This is a genomic window from Haloprofundus marisrubri (genome assembly GCF_001469955.1).
GTDB lineage: Archaea > Halobacteriota > Halobacteria > Halobacteriales > Haloferacaceae > Haloprofundus > Haloprofundus marisrubri.
Map to the genome: position 1 here is coordinate 94,434 of NZ_LOPU01000018.1, position 23,571 is coordinate 118,004.

The following is a 23,571-nucleotide window of genomic DNA, read 5'->3' on the forward strand; positions in this document are numbered from 1 at the left end:
GTGAGCTATGGCGCTCCCAATCGACCCGTCTGCACTCGACGCCGGCGACATCGGCGAGAAGCGTGCGACGCTCCACATGGACCACGAGGAAGCCGTCGAACACGTCCGCGACGTGTTTTTGAATGCTGGCTTCGGCATCGCCACCGAGTTCTCACCGTCGGAGATGCTCAACGAGAAAGTCGACGCCGGGCGTGACCCGTACTACGTACTCGGCGCGTGCAACCCAAACATGGCCGACAGAGCGCTCGACGCCTCCGATAAGAAGATGGGCGCGCTCTTCCCCTGCAACGTCGTCGTCTGGGAGGAAGAACCCGGCGTGCAGACGGTGTACCACGTGAGCATCATGCGCGTCGCTCGCCTCGCGGGTATCGCACCCGACGACGGGGAGATGGCCGATATCATCGCCGACACCGGCGAGTTGGTCGACGACGCGTACGCGAACCTCGACACGGCGTAGTCGGACCCTGTCGACCCACGAGACGACGTTGTCCAACTCGGCCGAATATCGACGCGATGTCGGCGACTACGGCCGGTTCTCCGCGGCGATTCGTTCCAGTGACTCGGCCATCGACGCCGTGTCTTTCCGAATCTTGTACAGCAGATACAGCGCGATAAGCGGCACGAGTGCCGTCAGCAGATAGAACACGCCGATGAACACGAAAATCAACAGCTCTGGACCGCCGGGAATCGCTTGGAGTGGGAGCATCGCCCGAACTACTCAATCAAGTTACAAGTAGCTAATCGTCGTCCGAACTGCCGACACCGAAGTCCGTGAGATTCGTCTGTAAGCCGGCGACCATCGCGGACTTTCGCCGGAGGTCCGCCATCGACACCGGGAGGAGATTCGACACCTCTCGCACCGCGTCGGCGAACGTCTCGCTCTCGCCGTGTTCGCCCTCGAAGGCGTGGCGGACGGACTCGCGGACCTGCCAGACGCCGACCGGTCCCCAGTAGTCGTCGGAGACGTGTCGAACGACGAGTACTTTCGCTTGCCGACCGATGTTCGAGAGATGTTCGAGTACGCCCAGTCGAGCGGCGTAGTACGCGCCTGCCGTCTCGTCGACGTACTGCGTTCGGCCCTCGAACCCTTCGCGGTCGCTGGAGAGCCACATCCCCGACTCGGGGTCGGGGTTCCAGATGCTTCCCGGCGCTTTCATTTCGACGAGTTCGTACTCCCACTGGCCGGGGGCGAGAATCACCCAGAACGCGTTGCCGAGATACTCGTTGCGCCACACCTGCACGGAGTCGACGCTCGGCGCGTCACGAACTGTCCCGCGGAGATACTGACCGACGGTGTCGTCGACGGCGGTGATAGACCACCGCGTCGGGACGAGGCGACGACTCGCGGACTCGCCGAGCGCCCCTGCCGAGAGGACGCTGTTGATGTCGTACACGTCGAATCCCCGGCGATAGAGGTACGTCATCGCCCCCTGTGCCTGCCAGTCGTCGTCTTCGAGCGTTTTCTTCACCGGACGGGGGACGTGGGGGTTTTCGGCTAAGTCGGCCGACTGCGCTCGGGCGCGCGGGCCGGTCGGCGTCGCCACGTCGTCGCGGCCGACGTCGAAGTCGATTTCGGGTGCGCCGTCGAGTCCGATTTCGACCGACACCGGCCGGTCGGCGATGGCAACCTCGCGTTGGACGCCGAGAAACCCGTCCCACGCGTCGTGGACGTTGGTGTCCGCGCCGACTTTCACGTCCGCCGGTTGGTTCGAGTTCAGCAGACTCGTCCGGCGTCGAAACACGTCTTCGATGCCGACGCCTTCGTCGTACCACGCACCGCTGGTCTCGAAGGAGGCAGCGTCGGATTCGAAGCCGACGGGCGACAGAATGCCCGTCGAGACGTTCGGGTAGTTCGCGCGGCCGACGAAGATAGACGGTGAGACGCTCCCGAACAGCGAGTCACCCTGTACCCGCTCGTCGAACCGATGTTGGAAGGATTCGAGGTGGTCGACGATGGCGTAGGACTTCTCCATCGCCAAGCGCCGTCGCTCGGCGCGTTCGTTCGCCTCGAACTCGATGTAGTCGTCGAGCCGCATCGGCTGAGTTACCCGCCAAGCGGGTAAGAAGGTTCGGCATGTCGCTACGGCGGGCGATTGCGAGCAGGCGATTCGGTCGAGTTCCCAGCAACGCGAGCGACGAACGTCTTGCTGGTGGCTCCACGTCGACGACCGGCGAATCGCACACCCACAGTCGGCCGTCGGTCAGGCGTCAGAACACACGGTCGGATGGGTCCGCTCTCGTATCTAAACTTTAGCTCGGGATGCCCATCGCTTCGATTTGCTCTTGGTACCGGTTTCGGATGGTGACTTCGGTCACCTGTGCGACGTCGGCGACTTCGCGCTGAGTCTTCTTCTCGTTACAGAGCAACGAGGCCGCGTAAATCGCTGCCGCCGCGTAGCCGGTCGGTGACTTGCCCGAGAGCAGACCCTGTTCGGCCGTCTCGTCGATTATCTCGTTCGCCTTCCCCTGTACTTCCTCTGAGAGGTCGAGTGCGGAGGCAAAGCGCGGAACGTACTGTTTTGGGTCGACCGGTTCGAGTTCGAGGCCGAGTTCTTGAGAGACGTAGCGGTACGTCCGACCGATTTCCTTGCGTTCGACACGCGACACCTCCGATACCTCTTCGAGGCTCCGCGGGATTCCTTCCTGCCGACAGGCGGCGTAGAGCGCGCTCGTCGAGACACCCTCGATAGAACGGCCGCGAATGAGGTCCTCTTTCAGCGCCCGTCGATAGATGACCGACGCGACTTCGCGGACCGACCGCGGAACGCCGAGCGCCGAGGACATGCGGTCGATTTCGGAGAGCGCGAACTGGAGGTTACGCTCGCCGGCGTCTTTGGTTCGAATGCGCTCTTGCCACTTGCGGAGGCGGTGCATCTGTGAACGCTTCTCCGAGGAGAGCGAACGCCCGTAGGCGTCTTTGTCTTTCCAGTCGATAGTCGTCGTCAGTCCCTTGTCGTGCATCGTCTCGGTGATAGGTGCACCGACGCGGGATTTCGACTGGCGCTCGGAGTGGTTGAACGCCCGCCACTCCGGCCCTCGGTCGATGTTCTGCTCTTCGACGACCAGTCCAGTCTCCTCGTGGATAAGGTCGCCGTCGGCCGTCCGAACGAGGTCGTCGGGGTCGACGTCGTCGAGTTCGTCGGCGTCAGCTTCTTCGTTGGCCGACTCGTCCCGCGTTCGTCGCCGCTCGCGCCGCCGCTCACGAGTGGGTCCTGCCATCGTGTTTATGTGATAGTAGACTGGAGGTTGTTAAAATCTGCGTCACCTAGTTAGTTGATAGGTTGCGGAAATCGAGAGACGTCTCCACGGTGAGAACAGCGACGGAAGACGAACCGGTTTTCACCCGAGCGCCCGCATCTCCGTCGATGCCGACTATCGAATGCGACGTCGAGGCGGCCCGAGAGCGACTGGTGGCTGCCGGCGTCGACGTCTCTGCGGGCAACACCGACCACGAACAGTGGCGTGCGACTCGCGGCGACGCCGTCGCCGTCGCCTACGACTCGAAAGTCGTCGTACAGGGGGGGAGCCCCTCCGACCTCACGCTGTTGCTGCGGGAAGGTGGCGGGCGGGGGCACGTCTACTTCGACGGTGCGAGTCGGGGCAACCCCGGTCCGGCCGCCATCGGGTGGGCCATCGTGACGAGCGACGGAATCGTCGCCGAAGGCTCCGAGCGAATCGGCGAGACGACGAACAACCGCGCGGAGTACGAGGCACTCATCACGGCGCTGGAGGCGGCGAGTAACTACGGCCTCGCCGAGGCCGACGTACGCGGCGACTCCCAACTCGTCGTCAAGCAGGTCCGCGGCGAGTGGAAGACGAACGACCCCGGACTCCGCGAGCGACGGGTGAAAGCGAACGAACTGCTCATGAACTTCGACCGGTGGACGCTCGAACACGTCCCGCGAGAGATAAACGAACGCGCCGACAAGTTGGCGAACGAGGCCTTAGACGATGGCTGAACTCCCCGAAGACGTCCAGACGACCGCCGAACGACTGACTCGACTCGCACGCGACGCCGTCGATTCGAACGAGGCGGAGGCGTACCGAGAGCGACGCGAATCGTCGCTCTCCGAACACGGGTACACCGCCCGCTACCGCGAGGCCGACGACACGCTCATACTGTACCCGGTGGAGTGGATCGACGACGACGGCACCGTCGTCCTCGACCGTATCGACGACACGGACAGAGCGGTAGAACTGTCGCTGTCGGGAACCGGCGAGGAGGACGAGTGGGCGGCGATAGAGGAACACAACTCGCAGTTAGTCGCCACTGTCGAAGAGACGGCAGGCGAAGACCACGCGGCCAACGCCAGAGCGTTCGCCGATTTCATGGGCAACCACTACGTCCGGCGGGTCGAGACGGCCGGAACGCGGGAGCTACGGGAGTTTCTGACCGAGTACTATCCGCGTAACTCTTGGCCGACTGCGGCGCAAAAAACGAAAGTTCGTGAGTCGCTCGAACTGCTGTTCGAGGCGGCCGGAGAGCCGTTCCCCGGAGTTACTCGTACGTCTCGATAACGTCGCGAACTTCGTCTGCCCGGGTTTCGTCCGTGACGAACTTCGAGAGCATCCAGTCGAGACGGTCCAGCACTGCCGAGTGCCCGGTCTCGGTCAGTTCGTACTGGTTCGTCCGCTTGTCGAGTTCGCTCTTCTCGACGAGGTCCATCTCGACGAGGTCGTCGAGGTTGGGGTAGAGACGACCGTGGTTGACCTCAGTGCCGTAGTACGACTCAAGTTCACGCTTGATCGCGAGGCCGTACATGGGTTCCTCGGCGAGAATAACGAGGATATTCTGTTGGAACGCGGTTAAGTCGCGGACGCTGCCGGAGTCGCTGATTGTTTGTGCCTCTGACATACGTACTAAAATGTCACCTTACTATTTAACGCTTCTCAACTCAACGTTTGTTTGTGGTAGGGACTGCCGAATGTCGCCTCTAATTGGCGATTAGAACACGACCTCTCGTGTCGGAAATCGTTTGTTTGCCGCCGACAAGCGTACATTGTTCGACGCGTTCTTGCCGGGATACTCGGCTCGGGCCGTCGTGCTGTTCGAACGACGAATACTCAGAACGGACCAATGAAAGTTGTGGCCGGATTGTCGAACGTACTAACTGTGCGAACGACGTGCATACGCGTCCCGAAAACCATTTCCCTCGCTTAGGGGAAATACGGACGCATGACGAATCTCTGGGAAGACCTCGAAACGGGCCCCAACGCACCGGAAACCATCTACGCAGTCGTCGAATGTCTGAAAGGCGAGCGCAACAAGTACGAGTACGACAAGGACATCCCCGGCGTCGTTCTCGACCGGGTGCTGCACTCGAACGTTCACTACCCGAGTGACTACGGCTTCATCCCGCAGTCGTACTACGACGACGAGGACCCCTTCGACGTGATGGTGCTCGTCGAAGACGCGACGTTCCCCGGTTGCATCATCGAGGCACGCCCTGTCGCCCTCATGAAGATGGACGACGACGGCGAACAGGACGACAAAGTCATCGCCGTCCCCACCGAAGACCCCCGTTTCGACCACATCGAGGACCTCGAAGACATCCCCCAGCAGCAACTCGACGAGATTGACGAGTTCTTCAAAACGTACAAGAACCTCGAAAAAGGCAAAGAAGTCGAGACGCTGGGTTGGGAGGACAAGCAGGCCGCGATGGACGCTATCGAGCACGCCCAGGACCTCTACAACGAGCACTTCGGTTAAGCGGCTATCCGTCACCCCTACGGCCGACAACCGACGACCTCGTTTCTCCTCGTCGCTCGGCGGATATTCGTCGGGTGCATCGCGCCCCCGCCGAGCGATAAATTATGCGCATGGGTAATTTTTAGTGGTCGGGTCGGCTACGTCCGGTCGAGATGGCAGCGAAACAACCGCGACTCGGCGTCGACCACGTAACCGTCGTTCCGACCAACTTCGAGGCTCCCGAAACAGTCGACGACGGAGACGACGACGACGACACCGAGTGAGCGGACCGGAAACGGCCGTTATCCACACTCTCACGGACGCGTGCGCCAATCGGTAAAGTGTCGGTCAGTTCGGACTACAACGTCCGAGTGGTGAGTTCCCGTTTCGACGACGCCGACACGGACACAGAACGCCAACGCCTATCCTCTCCGGTCGCACGAGAGGCAAACCCCTTTTAGGACCCCACGACTACGGAGTCACAATGGCAGAATGTCACGAGTGCGGCGAGTACGAAAGCTTGCCGTACCAGTGTCGGCGCTGCGGAAACGCCTTCTGCGCCGAACACCGCCTTCCAGAGAACCACGACTGTCCCGGACTGAGCGAGTGGGACGACCCCAGCGGCGTCTTCGAGAGCGACTTCGACGACAGCGTCCAGACCAGCGGCCGTTCCGAGGGTATTCTCGACCGCGTGACCAGCACCGGTGGTCCGCTCGGCTACTTCCGCGGCAACATGACCTACGTGTTCCTCGGTCTGATGTGGCTCACGTTCATCTCCGAGTACATCGTCGGCTACCTCCTCACCGGCGGCCTGCCGCCGAACGGGGCCGGTGTCACTTACTACGGCGCGGTCAGCGAGACGTGGCGGAGCCTCTTCCTTCTGACCTCCGAGAACCCCGAGTACGTCTGGACGTGGTTTACGTCCATCCTCGCACACGGCGGGTTCTTCCACATCGCGGCCAACAGCCTCGTGCTGTACTTTTTCGGCCCGCTGGTCGAGCGCTATCTCGGCGCGAAACGCTTCACGCTCCTGTTTTTCGCCAGCGGCGCAATCGCCGGTCTGGCACAGATAGGCACCGCCCTCGCCACCGGCGAGGCGTCGGCCGTCCTCGGGGCTAGCGGCGCGGCGATGGCGATTCTCGGTCTCCTCACCGTCGTCAACCCCGACCTGCGCGTGATGCTCCTGATTCCGCCGATTCCGCTGCCTATCTGGGCGCTGACCGGCTTCTACGTCCTCTTCGATTTGACGGGCGCTATCACGCCGATATTCGGCGGCGGCATCGCGCACTACGCACACCTCGCCGGCCTCTTCGTCGGCGTGCTGGTCGGACAGTACGTCAAAGGCCAACAACAGGTGCCGAACCGCCTCAACTTCGGCGGCGGCAACGGCGGCATGGGTGGCGGCCGTCGTCGGTACTGAGTACCGAGCGATGATACCCGCCCGCCCCGAGTTCGTCCCCGACCCGACGCTCTCACGCGAGGAGATGGAGACGCTCCAACGCGACATCGCCCACGCGGCCCGATTCGAAGACGAGTTCGCGTTCGACCCCGCGGCCGTCTCGACGGCCGAGACGACACTCGTCCCACAGGAGGAGCGACCGCTCGTCGCTGGCGTCGACCAAGCGTTTCTGGACGAAAAAGCCGTGAGCGCCGTCGTCGTCGCCCGCGGACCCGAGATAGTCGAACGCGCCTCCGCCGTCACCGACCTCTCGATTCCGTACATTCCGGGACTGCTGTCGTTCCGCGAGGGCGGCCCGATTCTGGACGCCTTCGAGAATCTGGAGACCGACCCCGATTTCGTCGTCTTCGACGGCAGCGGCCGTATCCACTTCAGACAGGCCGGGTTGGCGACGCACATGGGCGTCGTCCTCGACGTGCCGAGCGTCGGCGTCGCCAAAGGACTGCTCTGTGGGACTCCTCGCGAGTCGGTCGACGAACGCCCCGAAGGCTGGCGCACCGCCATCGAGGCGAACGACCGGGTCGACGCCCCGGACGGGACGGTCATCGGCTACGCGTTCCAGTCGCGGCAGTACGCGTCGAGTCGGAAAATCAACCCCTTGTACGTCAGTCCGGGTCACCGCGTCTCCGCGGCGACGACCGTCGACCTCGTGGAACGACTCTGCGATAGCTACAAACTCCCGGAACCGACGCGACTCGCCGACGCCTACGCCGACGAAGTCAAACGCGACTACACAGCGTAACGCTCACGTCGCGGCGACATTTCGTTCGGGCTGAGCGAACACCCATCGTTCTCGCGGCCGTACCTCTCCTGTTAGTGACATCAGATGGCCGACGTGTACTACCTCGTCAGCGACCTCCACATCGGCGGTGACGAACAACTGCAGGAGTGCGAGTTCAAAGACGAGTTCATCGAGTTCTTACGCGGCCTCGAATCCACGGACGAAGACGCCGAACTGATTGTACTGGGCGACGCGTTCGGTCTCTGGGAGTTCACGGAAGTACGGGGACTCGAAAAGTTCGACCTGCTCGTCGACCACCATCCGGAGCTCTTCGAACAGTTCCGTGCGACCGGCGAGGTGGTCGACATTACGTTCATCCCGGGCAACCACGACGCCGAGTTGGCGGGCTACGCCGACTACGTCGACCGACTCGCCGAGTACAACGTCGAACTCGAACGGGAACTGTATCTCGTTCGAGACGTGGGTGGGAGGCGTATCTGGATAGAGCACGGAATGCAACGCGACGCGAACAACCGTCTCCCGGAGTTCGGCAACCCCCACGCCAACCCACTGGGCTACTTCGTCAACCGTCACATCACGAGCAAGGCGGGACAGCTCTCCGGGCGCGGCAAGTACAACTGGCTCAAAGACATGCAGTCGTTGACGCCGCTCGAAGAGATTCCGTACTGGATTCTCTCGAACTACTACTACCGCGAGATGAGTCCGTTCCTCCGGTACGCGGCGCTTCCGTTCTTGCTCTTGTTCAACTTCAGCCTCGTCTACCTCGTCGGTGTCGTTCTCGAATCGACCGTTCTCGGGACGAACTTCTTCACCAGTTTCGAATGGCTTCGCGGATTGGGTTTCGCAGGCGACCTTTTGGAGTTCGTCATCGTGGTCAACCTCGTTATCACGGGACTGCTCACGGTCATCGCCGTTCCGTTGTTCTTCTTCTTCCGCGACGCGAAGAAGACGCTCGAACGGTTCGGGCTGCTCGTCCCGGACGAAGCAGTGACCGAGCAGGACGCCAGCTACCTCGACGCCGCCCGGGAGGTGTTCGAAGACCATCCCGAGGCCGTTGCGTTCGTCTACGGCCACACACATCGCCCGTCGCTAAAACACGTCGACGGTCGTCTCGTCGTCAACACGGGAACGTGGCTCAAGCGGTTCACCCGAACGCCGGCTCTTCTGGGACTGCTCCCGCCGGTGTACTACCCCTCGTTTCAACTCAACTACTTCCGGGTGAGCGCCGACCCTGAGTCGGGCGCTGGTGTCCTTTTCGAGTACGAGACCGTCGAGAAGACCGCGCCCAAAGAACTCACGCTGCTGCAGCGACTGTTGATTCGGACGCCGAAGACACAGCAGACGATACCGGCGCGGACCGTCGTCGGGTCGTCGGCCGAGTCCGAATCCGAGAGAACCCGGTCGTCCGCACCGAACACCGACTGAGCGCTCGCGTTCCCGGCCGAACGCCGTACAGTTAACTATCCCGCCGACGACGTGTCGGTGTGAAACCAGAGACTGTCCTCATCACTGGCTGTTCCTCCGGCATCGGTCGCGCGACCGCTCGCGCGTTTCTCGCGGAGGACTGGGTGGTGTACGCGACGGCCCGCAACCCCGCCGACATCGAACAACTCGGCGAGGAAGGCTGTGAACTGGCGACGCTCGACGTAACCGACCAAGCGGATATCGACCGCGTCGTCGACCGTATCGTCGACGAACAGGGCGCGATTCACTGTCTCGTCAACAACGCCGGCTACGGTCAGTTCGGCCCCATCGAAGACGTGCCCATCGAGGCCGTCGAAAAGCAGTTCGCGGTCAACGTCTACGGCCCGCATCGCCTCACCCGCGCCGTGCTCCCACACATGCGCGAGGAGGGAGACGGCACCATCGTCAACGTCTCTAGCGTCGTCGGCCGGGTCTCCTTCCCCGGCAACGGCGTCTATGCGGGGTCGAAGTTCGCACTCGAAGCGATGACCGACGCGCTTCGCGCGGAGGTCGAACCGTACGACATAAACGCGGTACTCGTCGAACCCGGCCCGGTTGCGACGAAGTTCACAGAGCGCGTCGAAGACGAACTCGCCGACCTCGACCGTTCCGGCGCGTACGAATCGATATACAAACTGTTCGAGGACAATCAGGCGCTCGGCGGCGAAGGACCGGGAACCGTCCCGCCGCAACGCGTCGCCGACGACATCGTCAACGCCGCCAGCGCGACAAAACCCGCCGCGCGCTATCCGGTCGGCATCGTCGCCGAAATCGGCGCGTTCGCCCGCTTCCTCCCGGACGGCATCCGCGACAGTCTCTTCGGCCTCGCGCGAAAACTCGGCTAGCGACGAGCGCTTTTAGGCCAGACACGCCGCAACGACGCGCAACGCATCCTCACCGCGAACCTCGTCGGCGAGCAGTGGCACCCGTTTCACGTCTCTGCCTCTGAACAGTTCGGTCGCCCGCCGGAGCGAGCGCTGCTGGACCTGCCAGCGACGCTGACAGAACTCGCAGTGTTCGGGGTCGGGTGCGACCATCCAGTTAGGGTCGATGCCCGCAACGTCGCTGGGGTCCTCCATCACGCGGTTGACGACGAGCGTCCGCACCGGGATGCCGAACTCGTCGAGACGAGCGACGAGACGCTCGGACTCGACGACGCTCATCTCTTCGGGAATCATCACGACCCGGAAGTCCGTCCGCTCGGGGTCTCTGAGAACCGCACGGAGTCGCTTGATGCGCTCCTTGGCCTCCTCCAACTGCTCCATCCCCGACGGCCCGGGGTCCGCACCGCCGAACATCCCTTTCAGGTTGTCCATCATCCCACGCATCCGCTCGCGGAAACTGACGAGACGGCCGACCATCGAGTCGAGCATCTCCGGTAGTTGGAGCAGGCGGAGCGTGTGACCCGTCGGCGCGGTGTCGACGACGACGCGGTCGAATCGGGGGTCGTCCATGTGTTCGAGCAGTTGTCGCATCGCCGCCATCTCGTCGGCCCCGGGCATCGTGCCGTCGAGTAGCGGGTGGCCCCCCTCGCCGTCGTCGCCGGTGAACGGATTCTCGTCGCCGCCGAAGGGGTTGCCCGAGTCGCTCGAACCCCCGGGACCACCGGGTCCGCCAGCACCGCCCATACCGCCCATGCCACCGAACATATCGCCCATGCCACCCATTCCGCCGAGTCCGTCGCCGCCTTCGCCGAACAGGCCGTCGTCCATCGCGGCGTCGGGGTCGATTTCGGCGGCGAAAAGCGGGATGTCCTCGCGGATGCGCGTCGGTTCGGCGGGAATCTCGCCGCCGAGCGTGTCCGACAGCGAGTGCGCGGGGTCGGTAGAGACGACGAGCGTCGTCGCCCCCTCGGCGGCGCTCCGGAGCGCCGTCGCCGCCGCCATCGTCGTCTTGCCGACGCCGCCTTTGCCGCCGTAGAGGACGAACTCCGCGGCGTCAACGTCGCCGGGGAGGTCCGAGAGGTCGTCGGCCGCCTCGACTTCGACGTCTATCGACGCCGCCGCGTCGTCTTCGACCGTCGACTCGTCGTTCTCCTCGGAGTCGTCGACGCCGTCGACGGGTTCCACGTCGAGATTTGCCATACGCCCCATCGCGTCCGAGGGTTTGTGTACCCGTCGGTCCAGTCGTCGAGCGGGCGTCAGAATACCGAGAGGAGTTGCGAAGAAGGCTCAGAAGTAGTCGGCGAGACGCTTCGCCGCCTCCTGCGCGCGCGGCGTGACGAGGGCGAAGCGAATCCAGTCCGCGCGGGCGGGACCGAACGCTTCGCCGGGCATTCCTGCCACTCCTGCCTCGTCGATGAGTCGTTCGACGTTCGCCATCGTCCCGGGGAACCCGTCGAACCGCGCCAGCACGTAGAACGCCCCCTCCGGCCGGGTGTAGTCCGCGCCCGCTTCGTCCAGTGCGTCGGTGAACGCGGCGATTCGGTCCGAGAGCATCGACCGCGTCTCCTCGTAGTACTCCGGTTCCGTCTCCCGAAGCGCCTGCAACACGGCGTACTGGGCGGGGTTGCTCCCGGCGACGTTGACGAGCATGTGCCGGGTTTTTGCGGCGTCGACGAGCGACTCCGGGAAGATTGCGTAGCCCACACGAAAACCCGTGATAGCCATCGACTTCGAGAACGCGCTGGTGACGATGCGGTTCTCGGAGTCGATGGTGAGCGCACTCTCGAACTCGCCCGTGTAGTCGAAGTGGTCGTACACCTCGTCGGCGACGAGCAGGGCGTCCACCTCCTCGGCGAGCGAGACGAGTGCTTCCATCGTCTCACGGCTGTAGACGACGCCGGTGGGATTGTTCGGCGTGTTGGCGACGATGAGCGCCGTCTCCTCGGTCGCCGCCTCGCGCATCGCCTCGACGTCGATTTCGCCGCCCTCGGCGACGGGGACGAGTGTCACGTCGCCGCCGAGCATCTGTGCCTTCCCGGGGTAGTACGGGTACACCGGGTCGGTGAGTAGCACCCCGTCTCCGGCGTCGCGTTCGAGCGCCCGCGCCATCGCCAGATAGTTCGCCTCGCCCGCGCCGTTCGTGACGACGATTTGGGAGGGGTCGACGTTGCGACGCTCGGCTATCTCGCCGCGCAGTTCGGTGAGGCCGGCGCTCGGGCCGTACTGGAACTCGTCGGCGTCGAAGTCGGCGAACTCCCGCAGGCCGTCGCGCAGCGCCGCCGGCGGTTCCCAGTCGGGATTGCCGCTCACCATGTCGACGACATCTCGGTCGGCGGCCTCGGCGTAGCGCATCACCCGGAAGAACAACGGTTCCTCGTAGTCCATGGTACGGCGTCGGACGGTGGGTAGTTGCTTCTTTCGCCCGCGGTAGCCGAGACAGACCGTCTGCGGAGACGGCGGAGGGAGACTTTTTGGACCTGACTCCTTACCTCAGACCATGCGAGACCACGCCGACGACCTGCCGGTCGAAGAACGCCTCGGCGACGCGCTTCGAGAACGTGGCGACACCGTCGCCGTCGCCGAATCCTGCACGGGTGGCCTCGTCGGGTCGCTTCTGACCGACGTCCCGGGGTCGAGCGACTACTTCGACCGCTCGGTCGTCACCTACTCCTACGACGCCAAGCGCGACCTCTTGGCCGTCTCCAGAGAGTCGTTGGACGACCACGGGGCGGTGAGCGACGCCGTCGCCCGCGAGATGGCCCAAGGCGTCCGAGACACCGCCGACACGACGTGGGGTATCGCGACGACGGGTATCGCCGGTCCCGACGGGGGTAGCAACGACAAACCCGTCGGAACGGTGTACGTTGGCCTCGCGTACGCCGCCGAGTGGGGTACCGGCGAGTCGTTCGTGACGGCGACGCGCCACGAGTTCGACGGGTCACGACACGACGTGAAAGAACAGTTCGCGCGGGCGGCGCTGGAGACGTTGGAAGAAGCGCTCGACGAGTGAACTGCGTTCGCTGGCCAACGAGGCAGTATACCGACTACCGAACTACTGACTCGGCGTCGACGGCGTCGGGTTGTCCACCGGTGGCGACACCACGTCGCTGTCGCTTCGTTCCTCGTAGGTCTCGCGCGCGGGAACGTTGACGAACTCGTCGCGGGCGCAGTCGTACGCCGTCAGCGACCCGCCGTAGACGCACCCGGTGTCGAGGCCGATTGCGTGCGGTCGGTCCACCGGACTGTCGAGTGGCGTGTGTCCGAAGAACACCCGCGGCGGTCCTTCGTGGTACTCCCACCAGAACGGGCCGCCGTAGGACTCGTCGGCGGTCGGTTCGCGCATGTTCAGCAGTTCCTCGGTCGTGTGGTCGACCAGTTTTCTGTGAGGATTGACGCCGCCGTGGACGACGAGGTTGTCGTCCCACGAGATGGCGACGGGCAGCGATTCCAGATACCGCATGTCCTCGTCGGTGAGTTCCGGCAGTGTCGCGTCGCCGCGGAACAGTTTCGCCTCGTTGTTGCCGCGGACGGAGACGGCGTTGTCGAGCGACCGCACGAGTTCGACGACGCCGTGGTTGTCCGGACCCTTTCGAACGAGGTCACCGACGAAGACGAGCAACTCGTTGTCGTCGGGGTCGAGTTCGTCGAGCAAGTCCTCCAACTCCCGGTGACAGCCGTGTACGTCGCCGATAACGTAGATTCCCTTCCAGTCGTCGGCATCGAGACGCCGGTGTTCCGGAGTGACAGCGAGCGAATCCATCGGTTGACGAAAGAAATCGCTGGCGAGAAAAAACCCTGACGGCCGGTTGGTCGCCACACTGGGGCCACACCGGCGTCCCAGCGGGACGACACTGCGACTCGGCCGACGCCGCGCCGACAGGTGGAAACGTTTGTGTCGGTTCAGTTCGACGGACCGTCGTCGGATGAACAAGAAAGGTCACGTGTTGAACGCCGCCCTCCTCAGCATCGGTCTCGGTTACGTGCTCGAACCGTCGGGTGACGTTCCCACCTTCGTCGCTATCGCCGAACTCTCCGTTCCAATCGTCCTCGGTGCGCTGTTTCCCGACGTCGACACCGCGTTCGGCAAGCACCGCAAGACGCTGCACAACTTTCTGGTGCTCGGTATCTTCGTCGCGTTCCCCATTCTCTTCGAGAACCTGTACTTCGTCTGGGTCGGCATCCTCACCCACTACGTGCTCGACCTGTTCGGGAGTCGGCGCGGACTGGCCTTTTTCTACCCGTACAAAAAGGAGTACAGTCTCCCGTTCGGCGTCACCACGTCGAGCAAGTGGGCGGACCTCGTGACGGTGCTCATCACGCTCGCGGAAGTCGCGCTGTTCGCGTTGGTGCATTACTTCGTCGTACCGCTGGACGGCGGTCTCGACGCGGTGACGGCGCTGTTCGGGTTCTGAGCGTCCGGGCGTCGTCAGACGGTCGAGTCGGTTCGAGCAACTGAATCTGGCGAACCGGGCGTCGTCAGACGGTCGAGTCGGTTCGAGCAACTGAATCTGGCGAACCGGTCGACGCTCAGTACACGGCCACGTCGTCGAACCGCCCCTCGTAGACGAGTTGACGCGGGTGGGTCGGTTCGGTTCCCGAGAGAAGGAGACGGTCTATCTTTCCCCACGTGTTCTCGTAGCCCAGGTGCGAGAACTCCGCGAGCGTTCGCAGTCGGTGTCGGAGTCCGGGTCGATGCTCTACTGTCCGAGACGTGCCCCCACGGAGCGCGGTTGTGAGGTCGGCCTCCGTGTCGATACGTCGGTCGAACGCCGTCCACGCTTCCCCCACGTTGCCTCGGAGGTGCGCGTACGACGACCCGAACTCGGGTTTCTCGAAGTTGGCGGCGATGTCGGCAGCGCGGCGATTCTGACAGGGGAAACACTTGCCGTTGTACGTCTCGACGCCGTGGAGTTCGTCCTCGAACGCCTCGATTTCGACGCGGCCGAGACTGACGTTCAACAGTGCGGGGTGTGGAACGAGTACGGCCGCTTCCTGTCGTCGGCACTCGGCGAGCGCACCTTCGATAGTGATGAAATCCGGAATCGGGTCGGTGAGACCGATGGCCAGCAGGTGTTTGCGGTCGCTCCACGGTCCGGTGAACAGTTCGCGGGCGGGGACGACGAGCAACTCGTCGTCGGAGAATCGTTCGGCGCGGGCGCGAATCGTCGGCAGGCGCGTGAAGTGCGGCGCGTAGACGAGTACGTCGATGCCGCGACGCTTCGCTCGGGCGACGACACGCTCGTCTAAACACTTGACGTGCATGTCGACTCGCGTCCGTTCGCTTCCACTCACAGTCTCCCTCTCGTGAGTACTCAATTAGGGATTGCTATTCGAGCATGCCGGCCGAGGGAAAACGGTTTTATTAGTTCCCTACATGTCGGCGGATATGTCACTTTGGACGTGTGGTGTCGCAGGCTGTGACGGGCGATTCGAAGACGCCGAGTCCGCCGTCGTACACCAGACCAACGAACACGAGCGGACCGAGTGCAAGGTCTGCGGCGCTATCGTCCCCGAAGGCTACTTCGCGATTCGCCACGCGTTCGACGAACACTCCCGCGCGGAGTATATCCGCGCGTACAACGCCGACTCCGCGGCGGTCCGGATGCGCGAGGGGATACAGGAAGCCATCGAAGCGGAGGCGGACCTCCAGCGTATCGTCGAACAGGTAGACGCCGGCGGACGCGCGGAGTCGGAGTAGTGCCGTGTCATCGAGGCGCGGTTCGACAGCGCGGTTCTCTCGTGAAACACTCAGCCACTGATTTCGTCGGCCGAGATGCGTGAGAACCGGTCGCTTCCACACACGCTACAGCGACCGTCGGTGGTCGGCAGAATGTACGTCTCGTCGCTTCTCTCTCGGGCCGAGTAGGGGCGGCCGCAGCGTTCGCACCGGATGATTTGCCGCGTCATCTCTCGACACCTGCCTCGTCGTCCGACAGGCGTTTCGATGCTCCGTCGTCTCGACTGGATTCAGTGTCGTTGATGGTACTCATAATGGGCGGTCGTGTGTTCCGGAACACGTGATGGCTCTGTGATGTGCCCCGCGTGACCACCACGCGAAGAGAACAGACGTTCGGTAGAACCGGTCCAAGCGGCCTCTCGGCGAGACCGAACACACAGTGCGTATTCGTTGTTCCGAACGGGAGAGGTATCGCCCGACGACTCAAAAAAGTTCACAGCGGCAGTTCCAGCAGACTGTAACTGAAATGCGACTGAGGCTCAAAACGAGGGCTCTACCGGCACTCCTCGGACACGCGAGCGTCGAGTCGGCGGAGTAGGAAGCTATCAGTTCTCGCTGTTCTGTCGAGCGAGCAACGCGAGCGGGGGAGGGCACGAAGAACGCGAACGCGCTGTTCGGTGTTCGCTCGCGGTTCGAGGAACTACCGTTCCTCGGAGTCCAGAACGCGAATCTGGTCGCCGCGGACCGTGACCGGAATCGGAACCGTCGCTTCGTACAGTTCGACGGTCACCTGGTCTTTGGCCTCGTCGATACGCTGGACGCGAGCCTTCTCGCCTTTGAACGGTCCGGCGATGAGTTCGACGATGTCTCCCTCGGCGATACCCTCGACGTCGGGCGTCGGCGAGAGGAAGTGCTCGACTTCCGCGAGACTCGAATTGCCCGGGACGATGCTTCGCGCGTGGGGAATCTCGTCCATCAGGCGTTCGAGCACCGCGGTGTTGTCGGCTTCGACCATCACGTAACTCGTCAGCGAGTCGGGTGCGATGACCGCGTGAATCTCCGGTTCTTCTTTCGTGGCGAGCATGTCGGCGACGGTGCGCTCCTGTCTCGCCGTCGTCTTCACGGCGAAGATACCCATCTCACATGCCTCCGGGGATGAAGCTCATCACCGCGAAGATGACGAAGCCGAGGAAGCCGACGAGGAAGATGCCGACGCCGGCGATTTTGGCGATTTGGCTGAACTCTTCCCACTCGGGCGTACTCGCCATCTTCAGTACCCGCACGTAGCTCGCGATATCGTATTTTACGTCCATGTTGTCACCGATAGAGCGTGATGCCTTTTCTATCTATTGAATACACGACGGGCGGTGTGGCACCGACACCGGCCGTCGGTCGAGAGTCGGCAGACGCTGGTCTTACGCTGCGAGTCGCCGGTCGTCCGTCGACAGTCGCCGGTCGTCCGTCGACTGCGCTCGTGCTGCGCCCACCGACTGTAGTTGTCTCCGTCGATTACTCGATTACTCGACGAAGTCGATGTCTTCGGTCCGCTGCGGCTGTTGTTGTTGCTGCTGCTGGTTCTGTTGGTCCTGTGGTTCGTCCGAGCGGCCGTAAATCTGCGGCGAGTCGACGCCGGTGACGACAATCATCGTCCGCATCTGACCTTCGAGTTCCTCGTCGATGGAGGTACCCCAGATGATACGCGCGTCGGGGTCGATACGGTCGTAAATCTCCTCGACGACGCCCTCCGCTTCTTCGATGCTCATGTCGGAGCCACCGGTGACGTTGACGAGCGCGGAGTTCGCACCCGAGATGTCCACGTCGAGAAGCGGCGAGCGCAGCGCAGACTTGACCGAGTCTTGCGCTTTCTGCTCGGAGTCGGACTCGCCGAGTCCAATCATCGCCACGCCACCTTTCTCCATGACCGTCCGAACGTCGGCGAAGTCGAGGTTGACGAGGCCGGGTTTCGTGATGAGTTCGGTGATACCTTTGACAGAGCGCATCAGCACTTCGTCGCTCACCTTGAACGCCTGCCGAACCGGGAGTTTCCCGACGGCGTCGAGCAGTCGGTCGTTCGGGACGACGATGACCGTGTCGGCGACGTCGCGGAGTCGTTCGAGACCCGCTTCGGCGTTCGTTCGTCGGACCTCTCCCTCGGCGGTAAAGGGCGTCGTAACGATAGCGATGGTGAGCGCACCCGACTCGCGGGCGGCTTTGGCGACGACGGGCGCCGAGCCGGTGCCGGTGCCGCCACCGAGACCGGCGGTGACGAACACCATGTCGGAACCGTCGATGGCGTCGTGAATCTCCTGTTGGCTCTCGATGGCGGCCTCCTCGCCGACCTGCGGGAGCGACCCCGCGCCACGGCCCTGCGTTTTCTCCTGACCCATCAGAATCTTCGTGTCGGCGGAGGTGTCGACGAGATGCTGAACGTCGGTGTTGGCGGCGACGAGACTCGCGCCGTGGATGCCTTCTTCGGCCATGCGGTTGACCGTGTTCCCACCGGCCCCACCACAGCCTACCACGGTGATGTTCGTCTGGAGGTCTTTGAGGATGTCCTGCAGTTCGTCGTCGGTCATCGTCCCCGAGCGCTTCGGTTCTGCGTCGAACTGCTCGTCGCCGGTCCCACCCGACTGTTCGGCCTCGTCTATTGCTTCGTCGACGATCGAGTCCATATTTATGCGCAAAGCTTACTGAGCGGCCTTAATTATCTTTTCCCCCTCGCGTCGGACGGTCGTCTGACGATTTTTCCGGGTGGGTAACCACCGATTTATCCGAACAGATAGCCGACTGGTTAGCTCGTCGGAAACCCATCGGGCGATTCAGTACGGGAACGTGACCGTTCGGTCGACGTGTACCACCTCGGGGTCGATTCGTTCGCCCTCGCGTTCGACCGCTTGCCCTGCCGCGAGTTTACCGAACGCCGGTCCTTCCGAGATGCCGAGCGTCTTCGCGCGCTCGGGGTCGAACGCGCTCTCGTGGGCGCGCACGACTCCGCTGCCCTCGTCGCGTTCGACCTCGTCGTATTTGCTCTCGAGAACGTCCGTCAGCGCTGCGACGAGCGCGCCGTAGTCGGTGTCGCCCGCAACCGCCGCACGACCGACCGCCCGCGTACCGCTCTCCTGAGTTTCGAAGGCGACGGTGTGGTCGAGCACTGCCTCGCGCACCGCGTCGGCGTCGATGCCCTGCGTCTCGGCGAGCAGTTCGTCGGGGAACTCGACGACCGAAAACCCGCTCTCGTCGTCGACGCGCCGACGCCCGAACCGGAGACCGTCGTCGACCGTCGACAGTTCGGCTTCGAGCGCCGAGACGACCGGAAGCGGTCGGTCTCCGACCTCCCGAAGCCACGTCTCGCTCACCACCTCGTAGCCGAGTTCGTCGATAACGGCTTCGAGTTCGGGGTTCTCGCCGTCGACGAGCGCGAACTCGGCGTCACTCTGTTCGAACGCCTGTTCGAGCACGTCGTGGTTGGTCTCCGGCGCACCCATCGCGTCCAGTTGCCAGTTCGCGCCGACGTGGCCGACGGCCCACTCGGTTTCGCGGACGACCCGGCCGAACCGCGGCGCGTAGTGGCCGCCGCCGAAGCCGACGACGTGGCGGTTCGGGTCTCCGTTGTCGGTGTCGTCGCTGTCGTCGCCGCCAGCGGCTTCGAGATTCACCGACGTGCCCCGCAAATCGAGTATCGCTCGGGCGACGGCGCGGGCGGCCTCGGCGTCCTCCCACTGCGGGTCGTCGCTGCCGAGTTCGACGAACATCGAGGGAACCGAGAGCTTCGTCGGCCCGTGGTGGGTGGCTTCGATGCCGACTTCGTAGCCGTCGGGGGCGTGTTCGGCGAGCGCGCTCACGACGGCTTTCTGCGCGCCCGGACAGGTTTCTGCGAGTTCACGGTCACTGCCGCCGTACTTCTCGGGACCGAAGTTGCCGGTGAAGTGTGCGGTCAGAAGCGCCCCCGTTTCGCCGGAGTGCCGCGAGGCGAAGACGAGCAGGTCGGGGTCGGCGTCCGTCCCGGGAGTTTGGTCAGTCCCACCGCTGACGAACGCGTTGGTTGGGTCGTCGAGATACACGTGGAGGTCTTCGAACGTCCGGAGTTCGAAGCCGTCGGTCCGGTAGACGGTGCCGCCGCCGTCGGCGTCCGGTCGGGTGTCGTCTTGGTGTTCCTCCCAGTCGGCGAGTTCGAGCAGGTGGTCACCGATGTGTTCCGATGCGTAGTCGGCCCGACTGACGACGATGGCAATCACTGGCCGGGCGTAGGCGAGGCAGCGATAAAACGAATCGGGATTCGACTGCGGGAGAACTCAGTCGGCGCGTTCGGCCTGCGACTGACTGCTACCGAAGGCGTCCTGTGCAGTGTGGGCGGTCCGACCGAGGAGTCCCCGCAGTTCGTTACGACGCGCGACGAACAGCGCCGCGCCGAGCACGAGGTAGACGACTGTGTAGGCGAGGAGCACGTCGATAGCGCCCATACCGAACGGCAGTGTCAGAAGCTCCCGGATGAGGAGGAACTCGATTGCGACCTGCGAGACGAACAGCACGAGCAGGGCGACGGCCTCGCGGGCGCTGATGGTGAAGTTCACGAGAACGGCGAGTGCGAAGAAGCTCTGTGCGGCCGTAATCCAGATTTCGGCCGACTGTTTGAAGTCGAACGGGAGTTGCCCAACTGCGCCCGCAGCGATGCTGTAGACGACGGCGAGCGTCCCGATGAGCAGCGTCCACTGGTTGAGTTTCGAGGAGATGAGCGCGTTGAACCCGGCCGTCGAGCGCGCCTTGTTGACGAGGTAGGCGACGACGATGAGTTCGGGACTCTCACTGGCCAGCGGCGCAATCCACTGAATCATGAAGAACGCGGGGATGCCCAACTCGGTCCCGAGCGTTTCGAGGCCGTGAGCGAACGGGTGGACGGCGGTGTAAATCATCGCCCCGGAGTACGCGAACAGCGTCAGGACGACGGCGACACGACCACCTCTCGGGTACTGGTGGAAGTACGCGGGGACGCCGACCTGTTCTTCGTGTTCTTCGACGTCGCCGCGGACGATGACGGCGATGTAGAGCACGTAGATGCCGACGAGAACGAGCGTGTCGATGATGCCGATTCCACCGCTGAACGGCACGAAAAAGGCGTACGCCGTCGCGGCGAGCAAAAACGCAATCTCAGTCGAGATGTCGCGGTCGAGTTTGACGACATCGGAGAGGAAACCGGAACGAGATTCGACCGCCGGGTCGTCGGAGCTGCCGACTCGGTAGAGCGTAAACAGTGCGATGCCGGACCACCCGAGGCCGATGAGGATGCGGTTCGCGCCGGTCATGTTGGCGACGGCGAGGTTCGCTGCTTCCATGCCGCGGGGCGAGTTCATGTTCGCCCCAGCAGTCCACGCGTACAGCGCGTCGACGGCGTACTCGGGAGCGACAGCCAGCACCGCGAGAACGGCGATAGCGAACGCACGTGGCACGTCTTTCTCGGCCGTCTCCGCACCCCACGCGAGGAGGAACGACGCTCCGAGAACGGCAATCCCGCTGATGGCGACGGTCCAGAGTGGCGGTAACGACTCCGCACCGTTCGTCGCCCAGACGTAGACCCACGGGAGGGTGAGACCCGTCGTGGCCGCAACGGCCATCAACGGGTGTCGAAGAAATGAACTCATCATCGTAGTTTTCCGAGGTGGAGAACCTATTTCTTCTGCTTCGAAGTCCTCCCACTAACATAACGTTCTCGCCACTCTCGTCCCCTCTCCGGGCCGTTCTGTCGGTTCCTCTCTCTCCGCCAGTTCCGCCGCTGCCGAGGTGCTTATTGCGCTTCCGTCACCACCGCGAGGTATGCAGGTGTTCGGACTCGTCGGTAACCCGGTCGGCCACTCGCTGTCGCCGCCGATGCACGAGGCGGCGTACGACGCGCTCGACATGGACGCGCGGTACGTCACGTTCGAGGCGGCTCCCGAACGGGTCGAGGCGGCTATCGACGGCGCTGACGCGCTCGGAATCGCGGGACTGAACGTCACGATTCCGTTCAAACAGGACGCGCTCGAACTCGTCGACGCCGACCCGCTCGCCGAGCGCATCGGCGCGGTCAACACCATCGACTTCACCGGCGACAGGCCGCGCGGCTACAACACCGACGCCGCGGGCGTCAGCCGGTCGTTCGCCCGTCACGACGTCTCACTCGACGGAGCCGACGCCGTCGTCGTCGGTGCCGGCGGGGCAGGTCGCGCAGCATCGTTCGCGCTCGCGGACGACGGGGCATCGGTCCACGTCGCCAACCGGACGGCGTCGCGCGCAGCGGAACTCGTCGAGGAACTGAACGCGGACGGCGAGAGTGACGGCCGCGCCACTGCGGGCGACCTCGACTCGCTCACCACGACCGTTCCAGAGGCCGACGTCCTCGTCAACGCGACGAGTGTCGGGATGGAGTCCGACGAGACGCCGGTGCCGGCGGAGCTGTTGCACGACGGTCTCGCGGTGCTGGACGCGGTGTACGCGCCGCCGAGTACGCGACTGCTCCGCGACGCGCGCGAGGTGGGCGCGACGACTATCGACGGCGCGTGGATGCTGTTGTATCAGGGCGTCGTCGCCTTCGAGCGGTGGACTGGGCGAGACGCGCCAGTGGACGAGATGGACGCCGCACTCCGGTCGCGGCTGTGACTTGTCGGGGGCTTTTAAATACGGAGGCATCATACTACCGGCCAATGGCACTCTTGGACAAGCTCAAGTCGTTGCTCGGCCTCAACGGGTCGACCGACGAACGCGAGCGCGACCCGTCCGTGACGGTCGAACGCGACACGCGAGCGGAGGCGAACACGGAGACGGAAGCGGCAGTCAAAGGAACCGACGACGCCGAGCAAGCCGACGAAACGCCCGAGTCCGCCGCCGACAGTGCCGCCGCGGCGTCGACGGAGACGATGGTCGACGAAGATGCCGAGGGGGCGACCGCAGCGGAACCGGCGGAGGCCGCCGGTCCCGAGACCGACGAGATGGACACCGACCTCGAAACGGACCTCGACGACGAGGGAATCGAAGCGGCAGACGAACCCGTCGTCGAGGAGGCCGAACCGATTTCGGAGGCCGAAACGGACGAAGACGACGAGGACGGGGATGAGGACGAAGACGAACCGGTCGCCGAGGACACCGACGCGACGGCGTCGACCGACTCGATGGTCGACGAGGGCGTTCACGAATCGCAGAGCGATTCGTTAGCCAACCAGAACGCAAAGCGTTCTGGTGACGCCGACGGTGCCGAGGGAGCGGAAGTGGCTGAGGCCGCTGGCCCCGAAAGCGAGGAGATGGACACCGACGTCGAAGACGTCGAAGTCGGCCCCGACGACGATGAGGAACTCGACGTCGACCACGACGACGACGCAGTCGTCGAAGCCGACGACACGGAAGTCGAGGAGACGGACGTCGGAATCGACGACACCGAGGAAGTCGAAGTCGAAACCGAAGCCGACGAAGCTGACGAAGCCGCCGACGTTTCGGGGTCGACGGAGTCCGTCGACACCATCAAAGGCATCGGCCCGGCGTACGCCCAGCGTCTCGCCGACGTGGGCGTCGAGACGGTAGCGGACCTCGCCACCGCCGACGCCGCCGAACTCGGCGACCAGATAGACGTCTCCGAGAAGCGCGTCGACACGTGGATTGCGCGCGCTCGGGAGCAGTGAAACCCACCGAGTG

26 protein-coding genes are annotated in these 23,571 nt (G+C 63.8%); 13 read left to right on the plus strand and 13 right to left on the minus strand.

Annotated elements, in window-relative coordinates; translation table 11 throughout:
* The first annotated feature begins 7 nt into the window (after positions 1-7).
* On the plus strand, positions 8-457 hold the full coding sequence (locus tag AUR64_RS06165) for a DUF302 domain-containing protein (RefSeq protein WP_058581080.1): 450 nt from the start codon (positions 8-10) through the stop codon (positions 455-457).
* Between the two features lie 66 nt (positions 458-523).
* On the opposite strand, the gene AUR64_RS06170 is transcribed toward AUR64_RS06165, so the two are convergent.
* From AUR64_RS06170 to AUR64_RS06180, 3 genes are all read right to left on the minus strand, one after another.
* Positions 524-706 carry a hypothetical protein gene (locus tag AUR64_RS06170; RefSeq protein ID WP_058581081.1) on the minus strand — a complete coding sequence of 61 codons (183 nt, stop codon included), beginning with the start codon at positions 704-706 and terminating at the stop codon, positions 524-526.
* Positions 707-737: 31 nt separating this feature from the next.
* Positions 738-2,036 (minus strand): DNA repair protein NreA, encoded by a 1,299-nt coding sequence (nreA, locus tag AUR64_RS06175; RefSeq protein WP_058581082.1) that lies wholly within the window; start codon positions 2,034-2,036, stop codon positions 738-740.
* A gap of 214 nt (positions 2,037-2,250) precedes the next feature.
* Positions 2,251-3,219 carry a transcription initiation factor IIB gene (locus tag AUR64_RS06180; RefSeq protein ID WP_058581083.1) on the minus strand — a complete coding sequence of 323 codons (969 nt, stop codon included), beginning with the start codon at positions 3,217-3,219 and terminating at the stop codon, positions 2,251-2,253.
* 146 nt (positions 3,220-3,365) lie between these two features.
* Between AUR64_RS06180 and rnhA the strand changes: the two genes are divergently transcribed.
* Both rnhA and AUR64_RS06190 read left to right on the plus strand, forming a co-directional pair.
* Positions 3,366-3,959, plus strand: coding sequence for a ribonuclease HI (gene rnhA / locus AUR64_RS06185; RefSeq protein ID WP_058581084.1), 594 nt, complete (start codon positions 3,366-3,368; stop codon positions 3,957-3,959).
* Positions 3,952-4,518: a DUF7108 family protein gene (locus AUR64_RS06190; RefSeq protein ID WP_058581085.1), complete on the plus strand. Its 567-nt coding sequence runs from the start codon at positions 3,952-3,954 to the stop codon at positions 4,516-4,518. Before rnhA ends, AUR64_RS06190 begins: the two co-directional genes overlap by 8 nt.
* Here the strand turns inward: AUR64_RS06190 and AUR64_RS06195 are convergent.
* Positions 4,499-4,855 carry a PadR family transcriptional regulator gene (locus AUR64_RS06195; RefSeq protein ID WP_058581086.1) on the minus strand — a complete coding sequence of 119 codons (357 nt, stop codon included), beginning with the start codon at positions 4,853-4,855 and terminating at the stop codon, positions 4,499-4,501. The genes AUR64_RS06190 and AUR64_RS06195 overlap by 20 nt on opposite strands.
* A 321-nt stretch (positions 4,856-5,176) precedes the next feature.
* Between AUR64_RS06195 and AUR64_RS06200 the strand changes: the two genes are divergently transcribed.
* The 5 genes from AUR64_RS06200 (at position 5,177) to AUR64_RS06220 (ending at position 10,199) form a co-directional block, all read left to right on the plus strand.
* On the plus strand, positions 5,177-5,710 hold the full coding sequence (locus AUR64_RS06200; protein ID WP_058581087.1) for an inorganic diphosphatase: 534 nt from the start codon (positions 5,177-5,179) through the stop codon (positions 5,708-5,710).
* Between the two features lie 463 nt (positions 5,711-6,173).
* Positions 6,174-7,109 (plus strand): rhomboid family intramembrane serine protease, encoded by a 936-nt coding sequence (locus tag AUR64_RS06205; protein WP_058581088.1) that lies wholly within the window; start codon positions 6,174-6,176, stop codon positions 7,107-7,109.
* Between the two features lie 10 nt (positions 7,110-7,119).
* A complete protein-coding gene (locus tag AUR64_RS06210) occupies positions 7,120-7,890 on the plus strand; it encodes an endonuclease V (RefSeq protein ID WP_058581825.1) in 771 nt (256 codons plus the stop codon).
* Between the two features lie 84 nt (positions 7,891-7,974).
* Positions 7,975-9,315 carry a metallophosphoesterase gene (locus AUR64_RS06215; protein ID WP_058581089.1) on the plus strand — a complete coding sequence of 447 codons (1,341 nt, stop codon included), beginning with the start codon at positions 7,975-7,977 and terminating at the stop codon, positions 9,313-9,315.
* 59 nt (positions 9,316-9,374) lie between these two features.
* On the plus strand, positions 9,375-10,199 hold the full coding sequence (locus tag AUR64_RS06220; RefSeq protein WP_058581090.1) for an SDR family oxidoreductase: 825 nt from the start codon (positions 9,375-9,377) through the stop codon (positions 10,197-10,199).
* Positions 10,200-10,211: 12 nt separating this feature from the next.
* On the opposite strand, the gene AUR64_RS06225 is transcribed toward AUR64_RS06220, so the two are convergent.
* Positions 10,212-11,438, minus strand: coding sequence for an ArsA family ATPase (locus tag AUR64_RS06225; protein ID WP_058581091.1), 1,227 nt, complete (start codon positions 11,436-11,438; stop codon positions 10,212-10,214).
* Positions 11,439-11,525: 87 nt separating this feature from the next.
* The gene (locus AUR64_RS06230; RefSeq protein WP_058581092.1) at positions 11,526-12,623 is read right to left on the minus strand and encodes a pyridoxal phosphate-dependent aminotransferase; all 1,098 of its coding nucleotides are present in this window, start codon (positions 12,621-12,623) and stop codon (positions 11,526-11,528) included.
* Positions 12,624-12,735: 112 nt separating this feature from the next.
* Here AUR64_RS06230 and AUR64_RS06235 point away from each other — a divergent pair, with 112 nt between their 5' ends.
* On the plus strand, positions 12,736-13,248 hold the full coding sequence (locus AUR64_RS06235) for a CinA family protein (protein WP_058581093.1): 513 nt from the start codon (positions 12,736-12,738) through the stop codon (positions 13,246-13,248).
* 42 nt (positions 13,249-13,290) lie between these two features.
* On the opposite strand, the gene AUR64_RS06240 is transcribed toward AUR64_RS06235, so the two are convergent.
* Complete coding sequence (locus AUR64_RS06240) at positions 13,291-13,998, minus strand: metallophosphoesterase family protein (RefSeq protein WP_058581094.1); 708 nt, start codon at positions 13,996-13,998, stop codon at positions 13,291-13,293.
* A gap of 163 nt (positions 13,999-14,161) precedes the next feature.
* On the opposite strand from AUR64_RS06240, the gene AUR64_RS06245 reads away from it, so the two are divergent.
* On the plus strand, positions 14,162-14,650 hold the full coding sequence (locus AUR64_RS06245) for a metal-dependent hydrolase (protein WP_058581095.1): 489 nt from the start codon (positions 14,162-14,164) through the stop codon (positions 14,648-14,650).
* 115 nt (positions 14,651-14,765) lie between these two features.
* On the opposite strand, the gene AUR64_RS06250 is transcribed toward AUR64_RS06245, so the two are convergent.
* The gene (locus AUR64_RS06250) at positions 14,766-15,500 is read right to left on the minus strand and encodes a PHP-associated domain-containing protein (RefSeq protein ID WP_058581826.1); all 735 of its coding nucleotides are present in this window, start codon (positions 15,498-15,500) and stop codon (positions 14,766-14,768) included.
* A 124-nt stretch (positions 15,501-15,624) separates the two neighbouring features.
* Here AUR64_RS06250 and AUR64_RS06255 point away from each other — a divergent pair, with 124 nt between their 5' ends.
* Positions 15,625-15,936, plus strand: a complete 312-nt coding sequence (locus tag AUR64_RS06255; RefSeq protein ID WP_058581096.1) for a DUF7565 family protein — start codon at positions 15,625-15,627, stop codon at positions 15,934-15,936.
* Positions 15,937-16,615: 679 nt separating this feature from the next.
* Here AUR64_RS06255 and AUR64_RS06260 read toward each other — a convergent pair.
* The 5 genes from AUR64_RS06260 to AUR64_RS06280 all read right to left on the minus strand — a co-directional run bounded on the left by AUR64_RS06260 (position 16,616) and on the right by AUR64_RS06280 (position 21,551).
* Entirely contained in the window at positions 16,616-17,053 is a 438-nt protein-coding gene (locus AUR64_RS06260) for a transcription elongation factor Spt5 (protein ID WP_058581097.1), read from the minus strand.
* A gap of 1 nt (position 17,054) precedes the next feature.
* On the minus strand, positions 17,055-17,228 hold the full coding sequence (locus tag AUR64_RS06265) for a protein translocase SEC61 complex subunit gamma (protein WP_058581098.1): 174 nt from the start codon (positions 17,226-17,228) through the stop codon (positions 17,055-17,057).
* A 204-nt stretch (positions 17,229-17,432) separates the two neighbouring features.
* Positions 17,433-18,587, minus strand: coding sequence for a cell division protein FtsZ (gene ftsZ / locus AUR64_RS06270; protein ID WP_058581099.1), 1,155 nt, complete (start codon positions 18,585-18,587; stop codon positions 17,433-17,435).
* 147 nt (positions 18,588-18,734) lie between these two features.
* Positions 18,735-20,150: a D-aminoacyl-tRNA deacylase gene (locus AUR64_RS06275; protein ID WP_058581100.1), complete on the minus strand. Its 1,416-nt coding sequence runs from the start codon at positions 20,148-20,150 to the stop codon at positions 18,735-18,737.
* 57 nt (positions 20,151-20,207) lie between these two features.
* Positions 20,208-21,551 carry a sodium:calcium antiporter gene (locus tag AUR64_RS06280; RefSeq protein WP_205628381.1) on the minus strand — a complete coding sequence of 448 codons (1,344 nt, stop codon included), beginning with the start codon at positions 21,549-21,551 and terminating at the stop codon, positions 20,208-20,210.
* A gap of 172 nt (positions 21,552-21,723) precedes the next feature.
* Between AUR64_RS06280 and AUR64_RS06285 the strand changes: the two genes are divergently transcribed.
* Positions 21,724-22,545: a shikimate dehydrogenase gene (locus AUR64_RS06285; protein WP_058581102.1), complete on the plus strand. Its 822-nt coding sequence runs from the start codon at positions 21,724-21,726 to the stop codon at positions 22,543-22,545.
* 44 nt (positions 22,546-22,589) lie between these two features.
* The gene (locus AUR64_RS06290; RefSeq protein ID WP_058581103.1) at positions 22,590-23,558 is read left to right on the plus strand and encodes a helix-hairpin-helix domain-containing protein; all 969 of its coding nucleotides are present in this window, start codon (positions 22,590-22,592) and stop codon (positions 23,556-23,558) included.
* Positions 23,559-23,571 lie beyond the last annotated feature (13 nt).